General features: G+C 67.3%; 21 protein-coding genes. 9 read left to right on the top strand and 12 right to left on the bottom strand.

The window, feature by feature from the left end; all coding sequences use genetic code 11:
- The 6 genes from E1261_RS11700 to E1261_RS11675 all read left to right on the top strand — a co-directional run.
- Window positions 1-471, top strand: a 471-nt coding sequence (locus E1261_RS11700; protein ID WP_238176153.1) for a hypothetical protein, incomplete at its 5' end; no start/stop codon positions are given.
- A gap of 54 nt (window positions 472-525) precedes the next feature.
- A complete protein-coding gene (locus tag E1261_RS11695; protein ID WP_132405733.1) occupies window positions 526-1,587 on the top strand; it encodes an ATP-binding protein in 1,062 nt (353 codons plus the stop codon).
- Window positions 1,580-3,364: a vWA domain-containing protein gene (locus E1261_RS11690; RefSeq protein ID WP_238176151.1), complete on the top strand. Its 1,785-nt coding sequence runs from the start codon at window positions 1,580-1,582 to the stop codon at window positions 3,362-3,364. The genes E1261_RS11695 and E1261_RS11690 overlap by 8 nt, the downstream gene beginning before the upstream one ends.
- Before the next feature lie 18 nt (window positions 3,365-3,382).
- Complete coding sequence (locus E1261_RS11685; protein WP_132405731.1) at window positions 3,383-3,694, top strand: hypothetical protein; 312 nt, start codon at window positions 3,383-3,385, stop codon at window positions 3,692-3,694.
- A gap of 22 nt (window positions 3,695-3,716) precedes the next feature.
- Complete coding sequence (locus E1261_RS11680; RefSeq protein WP_132405729.1) at window positions 3,717-4,136, top strand: phosphotransferase-like protein; 420 nt, start codon at window positions 3,717-3,719, stop codon at window positions 4,134-4,136.
- 9 nt (window positions 4,137-4,145) lie between these two features.
- On the top strand, window positions 4,146-4,694 hold the full coding sequence (locus tag E1261_RS11675; RefSeq protein ID WP_238176149.1) for a kinase: 549 nt from the start codon (window positions 4,146-4,148) through the stop codon (window positions 4,692-4,694).
- On the opposite strand, the gene E1261_RS11670 is transcribed toward E1261_RS11675, so the two are convergent.
- The 3 genes from E1261_RS11670 to E1261_RS11660 form a co-directional block, all read right to left on the bottom strand.
- The gene (locus E1261_RS11670; RefSeq protein WP_132405725.1) at window positions 4,675-5,145 is read right to left on the bottom strand and encodes a DinB family protein; all 471 of its coding nucleotides are present in this window, start codon (window positions 5,143-5,145) and stop codon (window positions 4,675-4,677) included. The genes E1261_RS11675 and E1261_RS11670 overlap by 20 nt on opposite strands.
- 26 nt (window positions 5,146-5,171) lie before the next feature.
- Complete coding sequence (locus E1261_RS11665) at window positions 5,172-6,365, bottom strand: MFS transporter (RefSeq protein WP_132405723.1); 1,194 nt, start codon at window positions 6,363-6,365, stop codon at window positions 5,172-5,174.
- A gap of 63 nt (window positions 6,366-6,428) precedes the next feature.
- The gene (locus E1261_RS11660) at window positions 6,429-7,649 is read right to left on the bottom strand and encodes an MFS transporter (RefSeq protein WP_165952455.1); all 1,221 of its coding nucleotides are present in this window, start codon (window positions 7,647-7,649) and stop codon (window positions 6,429-6,431) included.
- Between the two features lie 409 nt (window positions 7,650-8,058).
- On the opposite strand from E1261_RS11660, the gene E1261_RS11655 reads away from it, so the two are divergent.
- Entirely contained in the window at window positions 8,059-9,723 is a 1,665-nt protein-coding gene (locus E1261_RS11655) for an ABC transporter ATP-binding protein (protein WP_238176148.1), read from the top strand.
- Window positions 9,720-11,588 carry an ABC transporter ATP-binding protein gene (locus E1261_RS11650; protein WP_132405717.1) on the top strand — a complete coding sequence of 623 codons (1,869 nt, stop codon included), beginning with the start codon at window positions 9,720-9,722 and terminating at the stop codon, window positions 11,586-11,588. The genes E1261_RS11655 and E1261_RS11650 overlap by 4 nt, the downstream gene beginning before the upstream one ends.
- Before the next feature lie 345 nt (window positions 11,589-11,933).
- On the opposite strand, the gene E1261_RS11645 is transcribed toward E1261_RS11650, so the two are convergent.
- From E1261_RS11645 to E1261_RS11635, 3 genes are all read right to left on the bottom strand, one after another.
- On the bottom strand, window positions 11,934-12,230 hold the full coding sequence (locus E1261_RS11645; protein ID WP_202874633.1) for a hypothetical protein: 297 nt from the start codon (window positions 12,228-12,230) through the stop codon (window positions 11,934-11,936).
- A gap of 188 nt (window positions 12,231-12,418) precedes the next feature.
- A complete protein-coding gene (locus E1261_RS11640) occupies window positions 12,419-13,885 on the bottom strand; it encodes an ATP-binding protein (RefSeq protein ID WP_238176147.1) in 1,467 nt (488 codons plus the stop codon).
- A 114-nt stretch (window positions 13,886-13,999) separates the two neighbouring features.
- A complete protein-coding gene (locus tag E1261_RS11635) occupies window positions 14,000-14,602 on the bottom strand; it encodes a dihydrofolate reductase family protein (RefSeq protein ID WP_132405715.1) in 603 nt (200 codons plus the stop codon).
- Window positions 14,603-14,709: 107 nt separating this feature from the next.
- Here E1261_RS11635 and E1261_RS11630 point away from each other — a divergent pair, with 107 nt between their 5' ends.
- Window positions 14,710-15,861 (top strand): AAA family ATPase, encoded by a 1,152-nt coding sequence (locus E1261_RS11630; RefSeq protein ID WP_132405713.1) that lies wholly within the window; start codon window positions 14,710-14,712, stop codon window positions 15,859-15,861.
- Between the two features lie 21 nt (window positions 15,862-15,882).
- On the opposite strand, the gene E1261_RS11625 is transcribed toward E1261_RS11630, so the two are convergent.
- The 6 genes from E1261_RS11625 to E1261_RS11600 form a co-directional block, all read right to left on the bottom strand.
- Complete coding sequence (locus tag E1261_RS11625; RefSeq protein WP_132405711.1) at window positions 15,883-16,455, bottom strand: dihydrofolate reductase family protein; 573 nt, start codon at window positions 16,453-16,455, stop codon at window positions 15,883-15,885.
- A gap of 95 nt (window positions 16,456-16,550) precedes the next feature.
- Window positions 16,551-17,390, bottom strand: a complete 840-nt coding sequence (locus E1261_RS11620; protein ID WP_132405709.1) for a DMT family protein — start codon at window positions 17,388-17,390, stop codon at window positions 16,551-16,553.
- 1 nt (window position 17,391) lies between these two features.
- On the bottom strand, window positions 17,392-18,120 hold the full coding sequence (locus E1261_RS11615; RefSeq protein ID WP_132405707.1) for a CDP-alcohol phosphatidyltransferase family protein: 729 nt from the start codon (window positions 18,118-18,120) through the stop codon (window positions 17,392-17,394).
- A gap of 158 nt (window positions 18,121-18,278) precedes the next feature.
- Window positions 18,279-18,716, bottom strand: a complete 438-nt coding sequence (locus tag E1261_RS11610) for a nitroreductase family deazaflavin-dependent oxidoreductase (RefSeq protein ID WP_132405705.1) — start codon at window positions 18,714-18,716, stop codon at window positions 18,279-18,281.
- 50 nt (window positions 18,717-18,766) lie between these two features.
- Entirely contained in the window at window positions 18,767-19,198 is a 432-nt protein-coding gene (locus tag E1261_RS11605) for a hypothetical protein (RefSeq protein WP_132405743.1), read from the bottom strand.
- A gap of 30 nt (window positions 19,199-19,228) precedes the next feature.
- Window positions 19,229-20,323 (bottom strand): PP2C family protein-serine/threonine phosphatase, encoded by a 1,095-nt coding sequence (locus E1261_RS11600; protein WP_132405703.1) that lies wholly within the window; start codon window positions 20,321-20,323, stop codon window positions 19,229-19,231.
- Window positions 20,324-20,341 lie beyond the last annotated feature (18 nt).

Below are 20,341 nucleotides of genomic sequence, written 5' to 3'. Positions count from 1 at the left end.
GGGCGGGAGCACTCCGATGTGGATGTTTCGATCTTTGCTGCTGATGTGCCGGCGTTTCGGGGGCATGTGGGTGAGCGGTGGCATTTGTGGAATCTTGCGGGCGGGGATATGCGTCCATTGACCGACGAGCATCCGGAGGTGTTCGGGCCGGCGAGTCAGGTGTGGGTGCGCGAGCACGGGGATGCGCCGTGGGCGATTGATGTGCCGCTGACGCCGGATACCGACGGGTTGTGGACCAACAAGTACTTTCCTGAGCACACGGCTCGGCTCGACGACGTCACGTGGGTGGCGGACGACGGGATCCGTTATCTCAATCCCGAGGTAGTGCTGCTGTTCAAGGCGCGTCTGCACCGCAGCAAGGATCGGCACGACCTGGACCGCACCTGGCCGCTGTTGCCGGCTGACAAGCAGCGGTGGCTGCGGGAGGCGGTACGGCGCTATCTCCCGGACTGTCCATGGAAATTCGTGTGACAGGGCTGGCGGTTCGGAGGATCGTGGGGGGTTCTGGTTTCGTGAGAGGGATGGATGCAGGCGGGGATTTCGGTTTCGGCGGGGGAACTGCCGGGGGTATTGCTGCATGTGGCTGTGGTTCGGCCGGTGTTTTTGTGGGGGGCTCCGGGGATTGGGAAGAGCAGTTTGGTGCGGGCTTTTGCGAAGTCGCTCGGGCTGGAGTGTGTGACGCTGCTGGGGACTCAGCTGGCGCCTGAGGACCTGATCGGGGTGCCGCAGATTGTTGATGGGCGGAGCCGGTTCGCTCCCCCGGTGGCTATTGCCCGGGATGAGCCTTATTGCTTGTTCCTGGATGAGCTGAATGCGTCCTCGGCCGAGGTGCAGAAGGCGTTCTACTCGCTGATTCTGGATCGGCGGATCGGTGAGTACGAACTGCCGGAGGGATCGGTGGTGATCGGCGCCGGTAACCGGGCGACCGACAATGCATTGGCGCGGCCGATGGCCAGTGCGCTGATCAACCGGCTGGTGCATGTCCATCTGCGGGCTTCGGCGAGTGACTGGTTGCAGTGGGCCGGTACGGCGGGGATTCACCCGTGGGTGCTCGATTATCTGCGCAACCGGCCGGACCACCTCTGGACTGCGCCGCCGAAGACGGAGGAGCCGTTCTCGACACCGCGGAGCTGGCACATGCTGTCGGACGCACTGCACTCGTACGGTGAAGGTGTCACCGACGAGACGTTGCGAGTGCTTGCCTTCGGCACCTTGTCGGCGGCACACGCTTCCGCGTTCCGGGCGTTCGTGAAGACGGTGCGGAACGCGTTCGGCCTGGAGGCGGTGCTGAAAGGTGAGGCGGGCTGGCCGTCCGCTCCGGAGGACCGCGACCTGCTGTACTTCCTGGCCGAGACCTTCCGGGCCCGACTGGTCAAGGAGCTGCCCGCCGACAAGAACTCCGGCAGCCCAGCTGCGCGTCAGCTCGCGCACCGCGGCAAGGCGCTGCTGGTGGAGCTGGCTGAGATCTCGCTCGAGATCGCGCAGGTGGTGATCGCCTCGGACGACGACGGGCGGCCGGTGCTGCCGACGTGGTTCCTGGTCGAGGTCAGCCGCGACCTGCCGCGGCTGGTCGCCGCACGTGCCTGACCGGCGCAAGACCCGCAAGGACCCGGCCTGGGAGGCGATCCAGGCCGGCTGGGCTGCCGCTGAACACCATCCGCTCTTCGCACCCATGGCGGACCGGATCGCCGACCCAGCCCGCAGCAACTCGGTTCCACGCGACGGCTGGGCCACCATCGACTCCAACGGCCGGATCCTCACGCACTCCTCCCGCCGAGCCACTCCAGCCGAGTGGACGTGGGTATTCGCGCACCTGCTCATCCACCTCGGCCTCGGGCACGCAGAACGCGACAGGCCAGCCCCCGACCACGCTGCGAGTGCCGCCTGCGACACCGCGGTCAACCACTTCCTCCACTCACTCAAACTCGGCACTCCGGTCGTGGAACTCCCCACCGAGTACCCGACCACCGCAGAGGACGAGCTGGCCCGCCGGTGGCGCCGTACCGCCGTACCTGCTGAGTACGCCGGTCTCGGCGTCGCAGGCGGGCAGTCCGACGTACTGATCGAGCGGTGGAACGGTTGGGGCAAGCCACCGGACTGGAGCGAGCTGTTCGCCGCCGGACTGTCAGATGCGGCGGCCGCTGCGGTAGACGTAGCCGGTGGTGCGCGGTCGTCGCTGATGGATCGCGGTGCGAGCCGGAACGAGTGGGACCTCGCCCTGGGTTGGTTCGTCTCGTCGTACCCGTTGCTCGGCGCGCTCGCCGCCACCATGACGATCGTGGCCGAGGCTGAGCTGGCGCGTGGCTGGGACATCCAGGTGGCGGCCGTGAACGCCGCAGCGGGCGAGATCTACGTCAACCCGCTCACCAGCCTGACGCAGAACGAGTGGCGCTTCGTCATGGCGCACGAGATGCTGCACGCCGCACTGCGGCACGGTGAGCGCGTCGGCGGACGCGATCCGTACCTGTGGAATGTCGCGGCCGACCTCGTCATCAACGGCTGGCTGCTGGAGATGGGCGTCGGTGCCATGCCGGACGGTGCGCTACATGACCCAGTGCTGAAGGGCATGTCCGCCGAGGAGGTCTACGACCGCATCGCCACCGACCTCCGCCGCTACCGCAAGCTGGCCACTCTCCGCGGTGCCGGGCTGGGCGACGTACTGGGCCATCCGCTGCCGCACACCGGCGAGGCTGCCCGCGCTGCCGGCCTGGACGACATCTACCGCCGCGCACTGAACACCGGCCTCGCCTACCACGACCAGTCGCGGGGGCTGCTCCCCGCGGGCCTCGTAGAGGAGATCCGCGCACTCGACCACCCACCGCTGAGCTGGGACGCACAGCTGGCGCGCTGGTTCGAAGAGCACGTCCCCGCCGTACAACGCACCCGCACCTACGCCCGAGCCTCCCGCCGCCAGGCCAGTACGCCGGACATCCCGCGGCCCGGCTGGATCCGACCGGTCGAGCTGCAGCAGCTCCCGACGTACGGGGTGGTGCTGGACACCTCCGGTTCGATGGACCGCGTGCTGCTCGGTAAAGCACTCGGCGCCATCGCGTCGTACTCCCGAGCACGTGATGTCCCTGCTGCCCGCGTCATCTACTGCGACGCCGCCGCGTACGACGCCGGCTACGTGCCCGTCGACGACATCGCCGGCCGCGTCCAGGTCCGAGGCCGCGGCGGCACCGTCCTGCAGCCCGGCGTCGACCTCCTCGAACGAGCCGACGACTTCCCCGCCACCGGCCCCATCCTCCTCATCACCGACGGCCAGTGCGACGTAGTCCGCCTCCGCCGCGACCACGCCTGGCTCCTCCCCCGCGGCGCCACCCTCCCCTTCACCCCGCGCGGCCCGGTCTTCCGCGTCGAGTAGTCCGACTAGCCTTGGAGCGTGCCTGACTACCCCTCGCCCATCCGGGATGGCGTGTTCGTGGACCAGGACGGCGTGAGCTGGCGGCTGCGTGGCGGCGAGGTGCGGTGGACGCGTGTACGGCGCCTGATCCAGGACCCAGCTGTGCAGGTGCTGCACGTTTACCTGGACGACCTCCGCACCGTCCCGACCAGTGAACGCAGCGACCTGTTGAGGCAGATCGCGCCGTACGTCGAGAACCCGCGGAAACGCCCCGAGGACCACACCGACTTCCTGCTGGCCGAGTTCAAAGCCGGCACCCGCTCCATGGTCGTAGTCGAGGAGACCTGCTAGTGGACGGTCCTACCGCCCCGGCATCGGCCTCCGCCCCGGCGGCGAGCGCCCCGACCTCGAGCCGCTCGTCGTGACCCTGTACGCCGCCATGTACGACGCGATCGCCGCCCACAGCCGGCTCGGTCTCAATGTGGTCGTCGACGCCGTGCACCACGATTCCTACTCGGCCCCGCTCGGGATCCTCCCTGCCTGCCTGCGCCGGCTCGACGGGTTGCCGGTGCTGATCGTCGGTGTGCATTGCCCGATCGACGTCGTACTGGAACGTCGCCGGGCGACCTGGGGCGGCGTCGGCTACAACCAGGGCGGCACCGTCACCGACCCGGTCGGCCTGTGGCATGAGGCGGTGCACACGCCGGGTCTGTACGACGTCGAGGTCGACACGTCCGTGCACAGTGCCGACGAGTGCGCGGAGATCATTCGGGAGCGACTGGAGAGCCGTTAGGGTCTGCGGGTGGCTCAGATCGGGGACGGTACGACGCGGCTTGTGGTGGTGCGGGGGAATTCGGGGTCGGGGAAGAGCAGTACGGCGCAGGAGATTCGGCGGCGGCTCGGGTACGGCGTGGCGTGGGTGGAGCAGGACTATGTGCGGCGGACCCTCTTGCGTGAGCACGACAAGTTCGGGCAGCCGAATGTCGGGTTGATCGACCTGACGGTGCGGTATGCGCTCGACCACGGGTATCACGTCGTACTGGAAGGCATCCTGAACAACCGCACGTACGGCGAGATGCTGCGGCGGCTCGTGGCGGACCACGCCGGCGTGACAGGGGCGTACTACTTCCAGCTGCCGTTCGACGAGACCATCCGGCGACACTCGACGCGGGAGCTGTCGAAGGTGGTCACGGCGGAGCAGATGCGCGACTGGTACCGCGACATCGACCTACTGGGTGTTTCTGGTGAGCAGGTGATCGGTATCGACAGCACGCTGGACCAGACGGTCGACCGCATCCTCACCGACCTCGACTGGACCTCCGGCGGGGCAATCAACGAGCCGATCCAGTAACCACCTCACGAAGCGCTCTGGCGTGGCCGGCGTGCTGGGCGGTTTCGGTGGCCATCGTGAAGAGCAGGAAGCCCAGTGTGGTCTCGTGATTCTCCCAGTGGGCGACCTGGCCAGGACTGTCCAGGTCCAGCGACAGGATGACCTGATCGGAGTGCGCGGCCAGCTCTCGGTAGACGCCGGTGATGTAGTCAGTGGACTCGTCCGGCTCAGCCCACATGTCGTGCTCTTCGTACGGGTCGTCACGAAACCAGGTCGGCCGCAGCGCTGGTGTGCGACCAAGCGCCTCACCCAAGTACCCGTGCTCTTCACCGGCCAGGTGCTTGACCAGACCAAGCAGATTCGTCCCACTGGGCACCAGAGGACGTCGACGGTCGTACTCCGACAGCCCGTCAACCGCAGCAAGTACCTCCGCACGGCTACGCCGAAGACTCTCCAACAACTCAAGCTTCATCAGTGCACGGTATCGGCGCCCACCGACTAGCCGAGGGTTTTGATGGTGCGGAGGGGTGATAGCGCGGCGATCAGTACCCCGATGAGCATGCCGGCGGTGGAAAGCAGGAGGGTGGGGCGGAGGCCGAGGGCGGTGCCGAGTACACCGGCCAGTGCGGCGCCCAGGGCTTGGCCGCCGATGACTAGAGTGCGCCAGGTGGCTGTGGCTTGGCCTAGTTGGTGCGGTGGGATGCGGGACTGCCGGAGTGTCCGTTGCGGGATGCCGAACAGTGCCATGCCGAGTCCGGAGACCATCTGCCCCAGGTAGATCACGGGTACCAGCCCTGTAGCCAGTGCGGCACCGGACACGACAGACAGGAGCTGTCCGGACAGATACGCGCGACCGATGCCGACGCGGTGGCACCAGGCGGTCGCTAGCAGAGTGCCGACCACGGCTGCGGCTCCGGACGCTGTGAGAGCAATACCGACGTACGCCGGGGACCAGTGCAGCTCGCGGACCAGATACAGCACCACAAGCGGCCCCTGCATGGCGCCGAAGAGCGAGGCGACAGTCGCCGACAGAGTGAGCGGACCGAGCACGCGGTCGGCGAACAGCACCCGCAGCCCGGTCGACAGCCGCACCGGCATCCGCTCCGGCGCCTCGACCCGCGCAGGCTCCCGAATCAGGTACGACGTCACCGCCGACACCACGAACGACAGCGCGTCGACCAAGATCGCGAACGGTGCACTCACCGCCTGCACGAGAAAGCCGGCCGCCGACGGCCCGGTGGTCGACGCCACGTTGGTCGTGAGCAGCGACGCGCTGTTCGCCCGCATCAGCTCCGCACGCGACACCAGCGCCGGCAACAGCGTCTGAGCTGCTGTATCAGCAAGCAGAGTGATCACTCCAGCCAGTACGGCGACGCCGTACAGCTGGCCCATCTCCAGCACCCCCGCAGCAGCCGCAGCCGGAATCGACCCGAGCAGTACGGCGCGCCCGACGTCCGCCCACACCAGGAGCCGTCGCAGCGACACCCTGTCGACCACCAGCCCCGCAGGCAGTCCGAACACGAGATGCGGCAACACAGTCAGCGCGGACAGCAACCCCATCTCCAGCGGCGACGCCTGCAACGTCAACACCGCCACCAGCGGTAGCGCAACCGTCGTGATCGAACTCCCGGCCGCCGACACCATCTGCCCGACCCACAGCTTCCGAACCTCACCCCGCACCAGCCAACCCATGCCGAGCAACCTGTCACCCGGCGCCGTCGTCGACTACCGCTGTTCGCCCGGAGCGCAGCGCGTTCACTCCGCGCGAACTGGGAAGTCGTACATCCTGCGGAGCGGCTGCCTGCACAGCTGCGTCAACGACAGCGCCGCCACCGCCGAGCACAACGCCAGTGCGACCACCATGCTCGGAAACGCATCGGCCACCACCCCACCGAGCACAGCACCGATCGGAATCGTGCTGAGGTTGATTGTCCGGGCTGTTGCCTGCACACGGCCCAGATAGGCCGACGGAGTGAGCTGCTGGCGCAGGGTGATGACCGTGGCGTTCCACACCGGCAGCCACAGCGACGAGACCAGCATCAGACCGACCACCCAGACCACAGCGCCTCCAAACAGACTGAGCGGCACCAGCAGCCAGACTGCGCCCTCGAGCCCAGTCAGCAAGAGTGTTCGACCCACACCGAGCCGACGGAGCAGCCATCCGGTTGCAGCGACGCCGGCAAGTGCGCCGACAGCGCCCACCGTGAACAGCACCCCGACAGCACCAGCTGAGAGGTCCAGGCCGCGGTACAGGAACACGATCAGCACCGTGCGGTTCGCATTCATCCCGAGATTGCGCAGTGCCGCCGAGAGCGTCAGCGGCCGCAGTACCGGGTGTCCCCAGACGAACGCGAGCCCGTCGCGGATATCACGCCAGAGGCGCCGACGCGTGGGTGGAGTGGGCGCCTCCTCCGGTGTGCGGATCGCCGCGATGCCCAGAAGAGACGCCACGAACGAGGCCGCGTTCACACCGAAGCCGACCGCGACCCCGCCGTACTGCAGCAGCAGTCCGCCGAGCGAAGGACCACCGAGCCGCGCAAGTGAGTTCGACAACTCCAGTCGCACGTTCCCCCGCGCCAGCTCAGAGCCTGTCAGCAGGGAAGGCAGGTAGGTCTGGTAGGCGATGTCGAAGAACAGCGTCGCCACACCGGCCAGCGCGGCAACGACGTACAGGAGAGGCAGCGACAACCACCCCAGTGCTGCGCACAACGCCAGTACACCGAAGCAGCCGATCCGGATCGCGCTCGCGGCGAGCAGTACCGGCCGCCGCCGTACCCGGTCCAGAACGGCTCCAGCGACCAGGCCGAGCACCGGGTAGGTGATGCTGCCGACCGCGTTGAGTGCGCCGACCTGCGTCGCGGACGCGCCCAGGACCAGGACTGCGGCCGTCGGGAGGGCCAGCGCCGAGACCTGGTCGCCGAGCAGGCTGACCGACTCGCCGAACCACAGGGAACGGAAGTCGCGACGGCGCTGCACCCGGCTCAGCCTGCCGCAAGGACACACACGGCGTCCCCGAGATTGCAGGAAGGTGCAATCCGAAGGGGGGACCTATCGCGGTTCGTAATGACTGTGACCGCGGTCACCGCTTGGGTCCGGTGACGGCCTATTGCAACAAGCTGTAATTCATCCACGGGGAATGGAATTGGCACGACAAGCGCTTACCTACTGAGCGATACTGGAAAGTGCGCCGTCTTCCGGTTGCGACCCCCCTGCCTAGTTGATGATGGGAAGTGCGCCCGTCCAGATGCCCTCAGAGCACCCTGTCCAAGCTCCCTCGATCCCTGCTCCCTCAATAGCAGCTCCGTCTTCCCGAACACCCGAACGCAGCCGCAACCTCTGGCGACTCCGGCCCTATCTGCGGCCACACCGCTGGCGGCTGGTGTTGATGTTCTCCACGGCCATGCTGGGCGTCGGAGTCAGCCTCTCCGTTCCCCTGGTCACCCGATCCATCATCGACGGGCCGGTCACCCGCCGTGAGCTGGATCTGCTGGTCCCTCTGGCCTTTCTGGCGCTCGGGCTGAGCATCGCCGAGGTCCTGCTGGTCTGGATCCGCCGGATGGCCCAGTCCCGCACCGTCTCCGATCTGGAGGCATCGCTCCGGCACGACCTGTACGTCCGTCTGCAGTCCCTGCCGATGGAGTTCCACACCCGGTGGCAGAGCGGTCAGCTGCTGTCCCGGGTGACCACAGACTTGTCCACCATCCGCCGGTTCATGGGCTTCGGCCTGCTGTTCCTGGTGATGAACATCCTGCAGCTGGCCGTCGTCACGATCCTGCTGCTGCGGCTGTACTGGCCGCTCGGCATCGTCGTGCTCGCGGCCGCCGTACCGATCGTCACGTTGTCCATGCGGTTCGAGAAGAAGTACCTGAAGATCTCCCGTCAGGTCCAGGACCAGCAGGGCGACCTGGCCACCCGGATCGAGGAGTCGGCGCTCGGCTTCCGGGTCGTGAAGGCGTTCGGGCGCCGCCGGCATGTGCAGCAGCAGTTCGACGGCGAGGCGATCAGCCTCTACAACACCACCGTCGACAAGGTCCGGCTCGCCTCCCGGTTCTGGAGCTTCCTCGGCGTCATCCCGAACCTGACCCTCGTGATCGTGCTGCTGCTCGGCGCGCTCGCGGTCGGCCGGGAATCGATCACCCTCGGCACGCTGGTCGCGTTCATCACGCTGATGCTGTCCCTGGTCTGGCCGGTCACCTCGCTCGGCGGGATCCTCGCGATGGCCCAGGAAGCGATGACCGCGGCAGACCGGATCAGCGAGATCCTCGACACCCACTCGGTGATCACGTCCGGCCCGCTCGAGCTGACGAACTCACGCGGTCACCTCCGCTTCGAGCACGTCGGCTTCCAGTTCTCCGACGACTCCTCGGAGATCCTGCACGACATCAACCTCGATCTCACCCCCGGTACGACGCTCGCCCTGGTCGGGGCCACCGGGTCGGGCAAGACCACGCTGACCGCGCTGGTCCCCCGCCTGTACGACGTCACCGCCGGCCGGATCACCATCGACGGGCACGACATCCGGGAGCTCACCCTGAACTCGCTGCGGACGGCGGTCGCCTCGGCGTTCGACGACCCGACGCTGTTCTCGATGAGCGTCCGGGAGAACCTCACCCTCGGCCGCCCGGACGCGACGGACGCTGAGCTCCAGGAGGCACTGCAGGTCGCCCAGGCCGAGTTCGCCAACGACCTCCCCTGGGGCCTGGACACCCGGGTCGGCGAGCAGGGCATGTCGCTGTCGGGCGGCCAACGCCAGCGGCTCGCACTAGCCCGCGCAGTGCTCGCCAGGCCGGCCGTTCTGGTGCTGGACGACACCCTGTCCGCGCTGGACGTCCACACCGAGGCGCTGGTCGAGGAGGCGCTCCGCAGGGTGCTGGCCGACACCACCGGCATCGTGGTCGCCCACCGCGCGTCCACGGTGATGCTGGCCGACCAGGTGGCCCTGCTGCAGGGCGGCACGATCACCCACGTCGGTACCCATCAGGAGCTGCTCGCGACAGTACCGGCGTACCGGCATCTGCTCGCGGCCGAAGAAGAGGAGGTGCACGCATGACGACGACCCAACAGCAGACACCTCCTCAGGAGGACGAACCGGACAAGCCGGAGCAGTCCTGGCGCGGGGTGTACGAGGACGAGGGCAGCAAGGAGTTGTCGAAGGCAACGACCGTGCGGCTGAAGGAGGACTCGCGCAAACTGCTCGGGGAGCTGCTCCGGCCGTACAAGAAGCTGATCTGGATCCTGGTCGCGATCGTCGTGATCGAGAACGCGGCCCGGCTCGCGGTGCCGTACCTGGTCCACCTCGGGATCGACAACGGCATCCCGCCGATCCTCGCCGGGGACGGACCGAGAGCACTGATCACAGTTGTGAGCGCTGTCCTCTTCAGTGCACTGCTGCAGGCGTTCACCCGGCAGATCTTCCTGATGCGCTCGGGCCGGCTCGGGCAGACGATCCTGCTCGGTCTGCGCCGGCGCGTGTTCGACCACTTCCAGCGGTTGAGCCCGGCGTTCCACGACAAGTACACGTCCGGCCGGGTGATCTCCCGCCTGACCTCCGACGTCAGTGTCATCGACGAGCTGCTGGCCAACGGGTTCGACGGTCTGGTGACCGCCGTGCTGACGCTCTTCGGCACGATGATCCTGCTGCTGGTGCTCGACCTCAAGCTCGGTCTGATCGCGCTGCTGTCGTTCCCGATCCTGCTGTTGCTGACAGCGTGGTTCCGGAAGCGGTCGGCGGTCGTCTACCGGCGGACCCGCGAGGCCGTCGTACTCGTCATCGTGCACTTCGTCGAGTCGATGACCGGCATCCGCGCCGTCCAGGCCTTCCGCCGGGAGCCGCGCAACGAGGAGATCTTCGCCGGCGTCAACGAGCAGTACCGGGAGGCGAACTACGAGTCGTTCCGGTTGAACGCGGTCTTCATGCCGTCGATCAAGGGCGTCGGCAACGTGACGATCGTGGCGATCCTCGCGTACGGCGGCTACCAGGCCTACCACGGTCATGTCACCGTCGGCGTCCTGACCGCGTTCCTGCTCTACCTGCGGCAGTTCTTCGAGCCGCTGCAGGACATCTCGCAGTTCTACAACACGTTCCTGTCCGCGAGTGCCGCGCTGGAGAAGCTGTCCGGCGTACTCAACGAGGAGCCGGACGTGCCCGAGCCCGCCAAGCCGGTCAAGCCCGCGAAGGCCCGCGGTCACCTCGAGCTGCGCGGTGTGCAGTTCCAGTACGTCGACGGCGTACCGGTGCTGCCGGGTCTCGACCTGGACGTGCCGGCTGGTCAGACACTGGCACTGGTCGGTACGACGGGAGCCGGGAAGACGACAATCGCCAAGCTGGTCTCGCGTTTCTACGACCCGACCGGTGGCCGCGTACTGCTGGACGGCCAGGACCTGCGTGACCTGACCGAGGACGACCTGCGCGAGCGGGTCGTGATGGTGACCCAGGAGAACTTCCTTTTCACCGGCTCGGTCGCCGACAACATCCGCTTCGGCAAACCGGAAGCCACCCTCGACGAGGTGGTCGAGGCAGCCAAGGTGATCGGTGCGCACGACTTCATCACCGCACTCCCCCAGGGTTACGAAACCCAGGTGGAGAAACGAGGCAGCCGCCTGTCCGCCGGCCAGCGCCAGCTGGTCGCGTTCGCCCGCGCCTTCCTCGCCGACCCGGCCGTCCTGATCCTGGACGAGGCCACCTCCAGCCTCGACATCCCCAGCGAACGCCTCATCCAGCGAGCCCTCCGCACCATCCTCGCCGACCGCACCGCCATCGTCATCGCCCACCGTCTCTCCACCGTGGAAACAGCCGACCGGGTCCTGGTCCTCGAACACGGCCGCATCCTCGAAGACGGCCCACCACACATCCTCATCACCACCGGCGGCAACTACGCCGGCCTCCACCAAGCCTGGGAAGACTCCCTGGCCTAAGCCGGTCGGCGCGTGGCTCACCCCCCACGCGCCGACCACACCCCCGTACGCCGATCAACCCCACGCACGGGCGGTTGGGCCGGACCTCCACCACCGTCCAACGGGCTGCAGAGCGGCCCAGGCAGGGCGTGCCGAGCGTGAACCGCGGGCGCCACGCAGAGTTGGTGGGTGATGGCGGTCCGGCTTCAGGTGTGGGCAGCGGACGCGCAGGCCATCACAAATGCGGATTGCGGGCCGGCGTACGCCTGAAGGTGGTTGCCGAGGTGCAGTTGTGATGGCGTGGCGGTTCGCCCAATGGACGTGAGGGCCGCCGCAGCACCCTCGAGGCTGACGGACGCCGTGGTGCTAGTCGGTCCAGTCGAGTTGGGGTTCGGGGATGGCTAGGGAGCGGCCGTGGGACTGGGCTTTGGCTCGGGTGGGTTGGTCGCCGCGGGGGTAGCGGAAGGTTCGGGCGGGGAAGACGACGAAGATCTCGTGGTCGTTGTGGAAGTCGGCGTACCAGCCGGGTTGTTCGAGGGCTTGCTGTAGGGCCTCGGCCAGGGCGACGGCGTGGTCGTCGTCGACCTCGAACTCCAGCAGCGTCCACACCGCAGGCTGGTCGGGGCTGGCGTTCGAGACTGCCTGGCGGGTCAGTTTGTGCACGACCAGTGGGAGTTGGTGAGGGTGGCTCCGACCTTCAGGCTCTCCAGGATCAGCATGCCGCGGTACATCGGCGTCTCCGTTCTCCGGGTACGACGACGTACGTTACCTAGCTCGTACTGATCGAAGACCGGTCGGCGCGTGGCTCACCCCCACGCGCCGACCACACCAGGCAGTGCGCCGTCCGCGCATCAGCGCCAGGCTGCGATCAGGTCCTCCGGTGTGAAGGCCTGGACGCCCTTGGCAGTGCATCCGCTGCGACTGACTGCGATCAGTGGGGTGTCGTCCGTGGCGCCCGGGAGCTGGGCTCGATGCTTGATCAGGCTCGCAAGATCGCGGGCGTCGAAGGGTTTCCTCTCCAGCCACTTGATCGAACCCACCATGGTGATCTTGTCGGCGACCGGTGAGCGGTCCGCCCCGACGATGTCGATCTCGGGGTCGTTGCTGCGGGTCCAGTAGGCACTGATCACCTGGGTGCCCTGCGGGAGGCGGTCGTCAGCGATGCGCCACAGGGATTCTCGGATGACGGGTTCGATGGCGCGTCCACGCCAGGACGTCCATCCCCGCCGTACCGTCTCGAGAACGAGGTCGCCACGTCCGCGCTCGATCGTCGGGATCGCCGCACCGACGAAGCCGAGCCAGAAGCGAAGATACGGGTCGTCGACCCAGTAGCGCGTCTCCTTGCTGGGCGTTGCCGACAATGGGCGCTCCGCAGCGACGACACGACGGCTGGTGAGCTCTCCCAGCGCTCTCTGCAACGAGGTCGCCTGAAGGCCGCCGGCAGCTCGGCCGATGGAGCTGAAGGTACGCTCGCCACTCCCGATGGTCTGCAACACCCTCTGGGCTTGGACTTCCGTGGGGAACTCCGCCGACAGGACGCGCTCGCCACTGACCAGCAATGCGGACGTCGGCCGTCGCAACGCGTGTTCGAGGTAGCCCCACACGTCGGCTCCACGCGGCCATTCCTCCAGGATCAGCGGGAGTCCCCCGGACACGAGGAAGGCGTCGAAAGCGTCGGCCGGAGCGAGGTCGAGCATCGAAGCGACGTCGGCCGGGCTGAGCGGTGGGACGACCAGTTCGGTGCCGCGTTGATAGAACGGCCGGCCGTAGGTGTTCAGCCGCTCCATCATGGCGATGTCCGAGCCGACCAGGATCAGCAGGACCGGGAGCTTGGACAGCGTCCGGTCGAACGCCTTCTGCAGAGCACCCTCAACGGTCTCGTCCTCACGAATCAGGTACGGCAACTCGTCGATGACGACCACGCTCGGACGATCAGCCGGCAGCGCGGCAGCCAGCAACCCGAACGCAGCGTCCCAGGTCTGCGGCTCGGCGAACCCTTCGGCCTGGGCTGCCCCGGGGAGCGATGAGACCGCGACCTCGTGGGCGAATCCACTCAGGTCGCTCGCCGCCGATCCGCCGACAGCGGTGAAGTAGACGTGCGGTACGTCGGCCCGCTCCAGGAACTCCTCGACCAGCCGCGACTTCCCGACCCGGCGCCGCCCGCGAACCGACACGGCCCGCCCCGGCCGGCCCACTCGCCCACCGTCCCGGACAGCCGTCAGCAACTCCTCGAGGACCCCGAGCTCAACTCGCCGCCCGACAAACCCACTCACCTGGACCACCTGCCGATAACTGACACCAATGACACTATCATTCATGATACTAACATGAATGATAGTGTCCTGGCCTTGCTGGGTGGTCCAGTCGAGTTGGGTTCGCCGCGGGGTCGGCGCGCAGCTCACCCCCACGCGCCGACCACATGGAAGGCGGTCTTACTTCTTGACCCGGTAGCGCAGGTGGGTGACGCCGGTGCCCTCGACGACTGTGATGGGTCCGTCGAACTGGACCGGCGTGGCGCCGAGTTCTGCGAACAGTGGCTTGCCACTGCCCAGCAGGACTGGCACCAGCTCGATGCCGAACTCGTCGAGTAGGCCGGCCTCCAGACACTGCCGGGCCATCTGCCCTCCGTTGACGGCGACGTTCTTGTCGCCGGCCAGCTGCTGTGCCTTCGCCACCGCTGCCTTGATGCCACCGTCGGTGACGAAGACGAAGTTCTCGTCGTCCTCGGGACGGTCCTCGGGACGCTGATGGGTGAGCACGACCGTGGTGACGTCCATCGGGTGCCGCCCGCCCCAGGCGTTCGTCATGTCGTAGAGGTGCCGTCCGACGAGCAGCGCGCCGGTGTTCTCCCATTCCGGCTTGATCAGCTCGGCGCTCGCCGCGGACATCCGGACCGGCGGCACGTTGGGGCTGGCTGACGGGAACTCGACGTCGCCATTGCCGTACCACTGGAACAGCAGGTCGAAGCCGCTTTCCTCCGGTCCGGCGATGTAGCCGTCCAAGGACATGGTGCCGCCGGCGGTGATCTTGCCCATCGATGTCTCCAACTCTGTCGGTGATGTCGTCGATAGGTCGAAGCCGAGGCGATCACTTCGACATCAGGGGCGCCGGCATTGTCGGAGGGGGTCTGTACGTTGGCGGCATGTTGCGGACGTTGGCGGTGGAGAACTATCGGTCGTTGCGGCGGCTGGTGATGCCATTGCGGGAATTGAACGTCGTGACGGGGGCCAACGGGACCGGAAAATCGAGTTTGTACCGCGCTTTGCGGTTGCTCGCGGATGCCTCGCGGAACGGAGCGGTGGCGGCGCTCGCCAAGGAGGGTGGGCTGGGGTCGACGTTGTGGGCCGGGCCGGAGTTCGTGCGGAAGGATCGGCCGGTGCAGGGGACGGCGCGGCGCGGGCCGGTGACGTTGCGGATGGGGTTCGCGGCGGACGACTACGGGTATCTGATGGATCTCGGGTTGCCGCTGCCGGTCGCCTCGATGTTCTCAAAAGATCCGGAGATCAAGCGGGAGTCGTTGTGGGCCGGGCCTTTTCTGCGGCCCGCGTCGTTGCTGGTGGAGCGGGTCAACAGCCAGGTGCGGATCCGGGCCGAGAGCGGCGGGTGGGAGCGTGGCGGGCCCGATCTGCAGACGTTCGACAGCATGCTGAGCCAGTTCGCGGATCCGCAGCGGGCGCCGGAGTTGTTGCAGGTCAGGGAGCGGATGAGATCGTGGCGGTTCTACGACCATCTGCGGACGGATGCGGACGCCCCGGCGCGGCAAGCGCAGGTCGGGACGCGGACGCCGGTGCTCGGGCCGGAAGGGGCCGACCTGGCTGCCGCGTTGCAAACGATCCAGGAGATCGGGTCGGCGGCGGCGATGGCCGAGGCTGTCGATCAGGCGTTTCCGGGGAGCAGTGTCGAGATCCAGGAGAGCGCGGGGCGGTTCGAGCTCGCGTTCCGGCAGTACGGACTGCTCAGGCCGTTGTCCGGAGCTGAGCTCTCGGACGGGACCCTGCGGTACCTGCTGTGGGTAGCGGCATTGCTGACGCCGCGACCACCTGAGCTGCTGGTGCTGAACGAGCCGGAGACGAGTCTGCATCCGGATCTCCTGCCGGCGCTGGCGAATCTCGTGGTCACGGCGGCGAAGGAGACCCAGGTGATCGTGGTGTCCCACTCCAGACCGTTCACCGCATCGCTCCAGGCGCTGGCCGACGACCTGCACACGATCGAGCTGGTCAAGGACCGCGGTGCCACGACGATCGCCGGGCAGGGACCGCTCGACGAGCCGCCCTGGAAGTGGCCATCACGCTAGGCCACTCCCACGGGCAAGGGCTCAGCGGACGACGTCGTACACGAGCTTCTGGATGCCGTTCGAGTACGACGCGTTGTCGACCAACTGAAGGCTCTGCTTGTCCTTGTCGCTGTCGCTGAACAGGCGCTTGCCGGCGCCGAGCAGGACCGGGAAGACGAGCAGGCTGTAGCGGTCGATCAGACCGGCGTCGGCCAGGTTGCGGTTCAGGGTGGCGCTGCCGTGGATGCTGATCGGGCCGCCCTCGGTCTCCTTCAGCGCGGCGACGTCGTCGAGCGACCGCAGGATCGTGATCTCGCCCCAGTTGGTGACCAGGTCGGACTCCTTCAGGGTCGTCGAGACGACGTACTTCGGCATCGCGTTGTACTTCGGGAACTCGGTGATCGTCGGCCAGACGGGCGCGAACGCGTCGTAGCTGACCCGCCCGATGAGCATCGCGGCAGCCTCGTCCTGCTCCTGCCCTTTCAGCTCGTACGCCGCTTCGTCCATCGCGATGTCCTTGAACGTCCAGCCGGAGTTCCGGTAGCCCGGCTCCCCGCCCGGTGCCTCGATGACGCCGTCGAGCGAAACGAACGCGGTGGTGATCAGAGTGCGCATGCGAATTTCTCCTTCAGATGTTTGCTGCTGACATCACAGCGTCGACCGGGGTCCTCAGAACACGACACCACAAAAATGTGACCCCGGTCACAGGACTACTTCACGGATTCGAACCGCACCAGAACCACCGAGCCGGCAGCCGACAGGAGGAACCCGACGATGGCCAGCGGCCACCAGCCGGCCCGAACAGCATCGGACAGTACGACGACGCCCACGACGGCCGGCGTGATGGTCTGCAACGCGATCATCGGGGTGGTGGCGAGCGTGACCGAGCCGCGTTGGAGGGCGAGCGAGTAGAGGATGAAGGCCAGTGCACCACTCAAAGGAAGCGTGTACGCCGTGGGGCTGCGAAGGAGTTCGCCGATCGAACCGTCCTGCAACAGGCGAGCCGAGATCGCGACACCGGCGTACCCAAGTCCCGAAAGCATGCCCAGCAAAGCCGTCGAGATCCCGTGCTGGGAGCGGCTGGCCAGAGCACCAAGCACGGCAACCACAATCAGGCCGGCGACGACACCGATGGTCAGGCCGTGATGCTGAACGTTCGGACCCGCATCACCGGCGGACACCGCGAGCAGACCGAGACCGACCACGACGGCAATCACCGCGGACCACTCGACGATGCTCAACTGGTCGGACATCAGCCGCGTGGCGAGCAACGCGGTGACGACCAGGCTGACCGCAATCCCGGCCTGAGCCAGGTAGAGCGGGAGCAGCCGGAGCGCGACGAAGTGCAGGCCGAAGCCGGCCAGTTGGAGCGCGAGCGCACCCAGGAAAGTGGGCTGCCGGAGCAGCGCGACGACGAAGCCGACGAAGCGCCGCGGATCGAACTCGGACTCCGTCGGCACCTTGCGGGAGCCGACCGCCTGCAGGATCGACGCGATACCGAACAGGACAGCGGCAGCCAGCGCCGAACCGAGACCGAGTACGAGGGTCAAGTCAGGCGACCTTGCGGCGCGGCACCCAGAACGTCAGATACAGACTGAGCGCCCCGTAGTACAGCAGGTAGGCGAGCGAGATCCCGACCACGATCGCGTTCGGGTTCGGCATCTGGGCCAGGAGTACGGCGTACGACGCCATCCAGATCGCGGTCGTCAGCAGGTTCAGCGACCGGAACACCTTGGTCCGCGACGGGTAGACGTACTTGACCGGGACGAAGACCAGGATCGAGCAGATCACCAGGATCAGGCCGGTGGTGGTCGGGCTGAGGCCGAGGACCACCACGTAGAAGGCGACCACGTTCCAGTAACTGGGGAAGCCGAGGAAGAAGTGGTCGTCGGTCTTCGCGTCGGTGCGGCAGAACTGGTAGCTCGAGGCGAGCAGCGGCAGCGCGGCGAGCACCGCACCCCAGCCACCCGATGGCAGATAGTTGCCGGACCACAGCAGCACGATCGGCGCGAACGCGTAGGTCAGGTAGTCGACGATGTTGTCGAGCATCGCCCCGTCGAACCACGGGATCGTCTCCTTGACCCGCAACCGGCGCGCGAGCATGCCGTCGGTCCCGTCGATGACCAGGGCGGCCAGCCCCAGCCAGAGGGCCCGGACGGCGTCGCCGTCGATGGCGGCGATGACGATCAGCAGCGCGAGCACGGTACCGCTCGCGGTATAGGCGTGCAGCGCCAATCCGGCCAGACGCAACCGCGTCGACGCGACGAACGGCTCCTGCACCGCGTCGTGTGTGGTCAGGACAACTCCCAGAACTCAAACGGCGCAACGCGCCGGGTCTGGTCGACACAACCAGACTGCCGCCAGCGTCTCATAGTGCAGGTCCTGACCTTGTCACCGGCTGTGCGCACACGCCGGATCGGGTGTGCGCACGCAGGGAACTACTCGACCGGCTCGAGCACGAAGAACGGCATCTTCCGGGTGGTCTTGGCCTTGTACTCCTCGTACGGCGGGTAGGCGGCGACCGCGATCGGCCACCACTCGTCGTACTCGGCGCCGTCGATCTCGCGGGCGACGTACTGCTTGGTGACCTCGCCGTCCTGCAGGGTGACGTTCGGGTCGGACTTCAGGTTGTAGTACCAGACGGGGTTCTTCGGGGCGCCGCCGAGCGACGCGACCGCGACGTACACACCGTCCCGCTCGACCCGCATCACCGGGACCTTGCGGAGCTTGCCGGACTTGGCGCCGCGCATCGTCAGCAGCACGACCTTCAGGCCCATGATGTCGACGGCTTCGGTGGTGCCGGCCTCGGTGACCTTGTCCACCTGCTCGCGGACCCAGTCGGAGGTACTCGGGGCGTATTCGTCGTTGGTGGTCATGTCACCCATCTTAATGGTGACGTATCAACATCCACAATCACAGCGCGATGTCACGGTGCACACGACTGTAACTGCGTGGCCGTCGCGATCGTTCCCTCGATCCAGCGGCGGCGCAGGAAGTGTGCCTTCAGCAACCGGTGCACGCCGTCCAGCACGACCAGCCGGCCGCGGTACGCGACCAGGTTGATCGGGAAGTCCAGGTCGGCGTCCATCACCCGCTGGTAGTGCGGGCGGTAGTTCATCGGCGTTTCGGCGACCTGGTGCGGCGTGACCTTGAAGCGTTCGCCGTCGAGCTGCCACAACGGCAGCTCGAACATCCAGACCAGGTCCGCGACCTCGATCGGCTCGACCTTGAGATCGAGCGCCCACAGCTTCTCGAGCTGCCACTTGGTCGGCGGGAAGACCGCGCGCAGCTCGTCCGGCATCGACGCGACCAGCCCGTCGAACGAGACGTCCGGCGCACTCCGATCAGCAGCATCCATCACGACGAAGCAGGCTACGCCATCAGCCGCTCAGGAATGTTCGAGCCGGTGGATGATCACGATCGCCGAGTCGTCTCCCGGTCCCCCGGCCGCAGCGACCAGCTCGGCCGCACCGCCCTGGAATCCCTGTGCCACCAGGCGTTCCGCGTGTCCGGCGAGCCGGTCGGTACCGCGCCCGATATCGCGCCGCGGCGTCTCGACCATGCCGTCGCTGTACAGGAACAGCGCGTCGCCCGGCTTCAGCACGCCGTGGTTCGGTGCGAACTCCGGTGCTTCCATCAGCCCGAGCAGCGGCCCGTCCGCATCGCGGGTCCCCCATCGCCCGGACCACGCGTCGAACTGGATCGCCGGCGGATGCCCGGCGGTCCGGACGCAGAAGGCTCCTGTGCCCAGCTGAACCGCGACATGGACGACAGTCGCGAAGTCGTCCTCCCAGTTCTGCCGCCGCAGATAGCGGTTGGCGGCCGGCAGGAAGTCCTCGACCGGTACGACGCCGAGCAGTCCGCCGAAGGCACCGGACAGCAACAGCGCCCGCGTCCCCGCATCGACTCCCTTGCCCGAGACATCGACCAGTGCAACCTCGAGCACGTTGTCGCGTTCGGTCGACACCACGAAGTCCCCGGAGAACTTCGATCTGCCGGCCGAGCGGATCGCGACCTCAGCCCGCCAGCCACTCGGCAGCGGCGGCAGCTCGCCCTGAGCAGTGAGCGTGTCGCGCAACTCCATCAACATCGACTCACCACGGGTACCCGGCACACCGAGCTGGTTGCGGACCTTCGCACCCGCGATGACGATCCAACCGATCGCCCCGAGCACCAGCGCGAAGCCGGTCGTCGGAGTCGGCACCTCCCGGGAGACCAGTACGAACGACGCGATCGCCATCGTCAGCAGGGTCAGGACCACCAGTTGCCGGAAGCCCAGGATCAACCCACCCAGCAACAACGGAATGACGACCCCGGAGAGCGGAACATACGTGGGCCAGGCCGCACTGCCCGCAGCGATCAGCAAGGTCAGCGACAGCAACGCGACAGCCGCCAGCGGGTGCAATCGACGGGCGCGTCTGATCAGCGCGACGACCAGGCGGCCGACTCGTCGTACTAGAGCGCGACTGCGACTCCTGATCATGGTGTGAAGAAGATAACG

The sequence above is a fragment of the Kribbella albertanoniae genome (assembly GCF_004348455.1).
Classification (GTDB): domain Bacteria; phylum Actinomycetota; class Actinomycetes; order Propionibacteriales; family Kribbellaceae; genus Kribbella; species Kribbella albertanoniae.
This window is presented reverse-complemented; position numbering and strand designations above follow the sequence as displayed.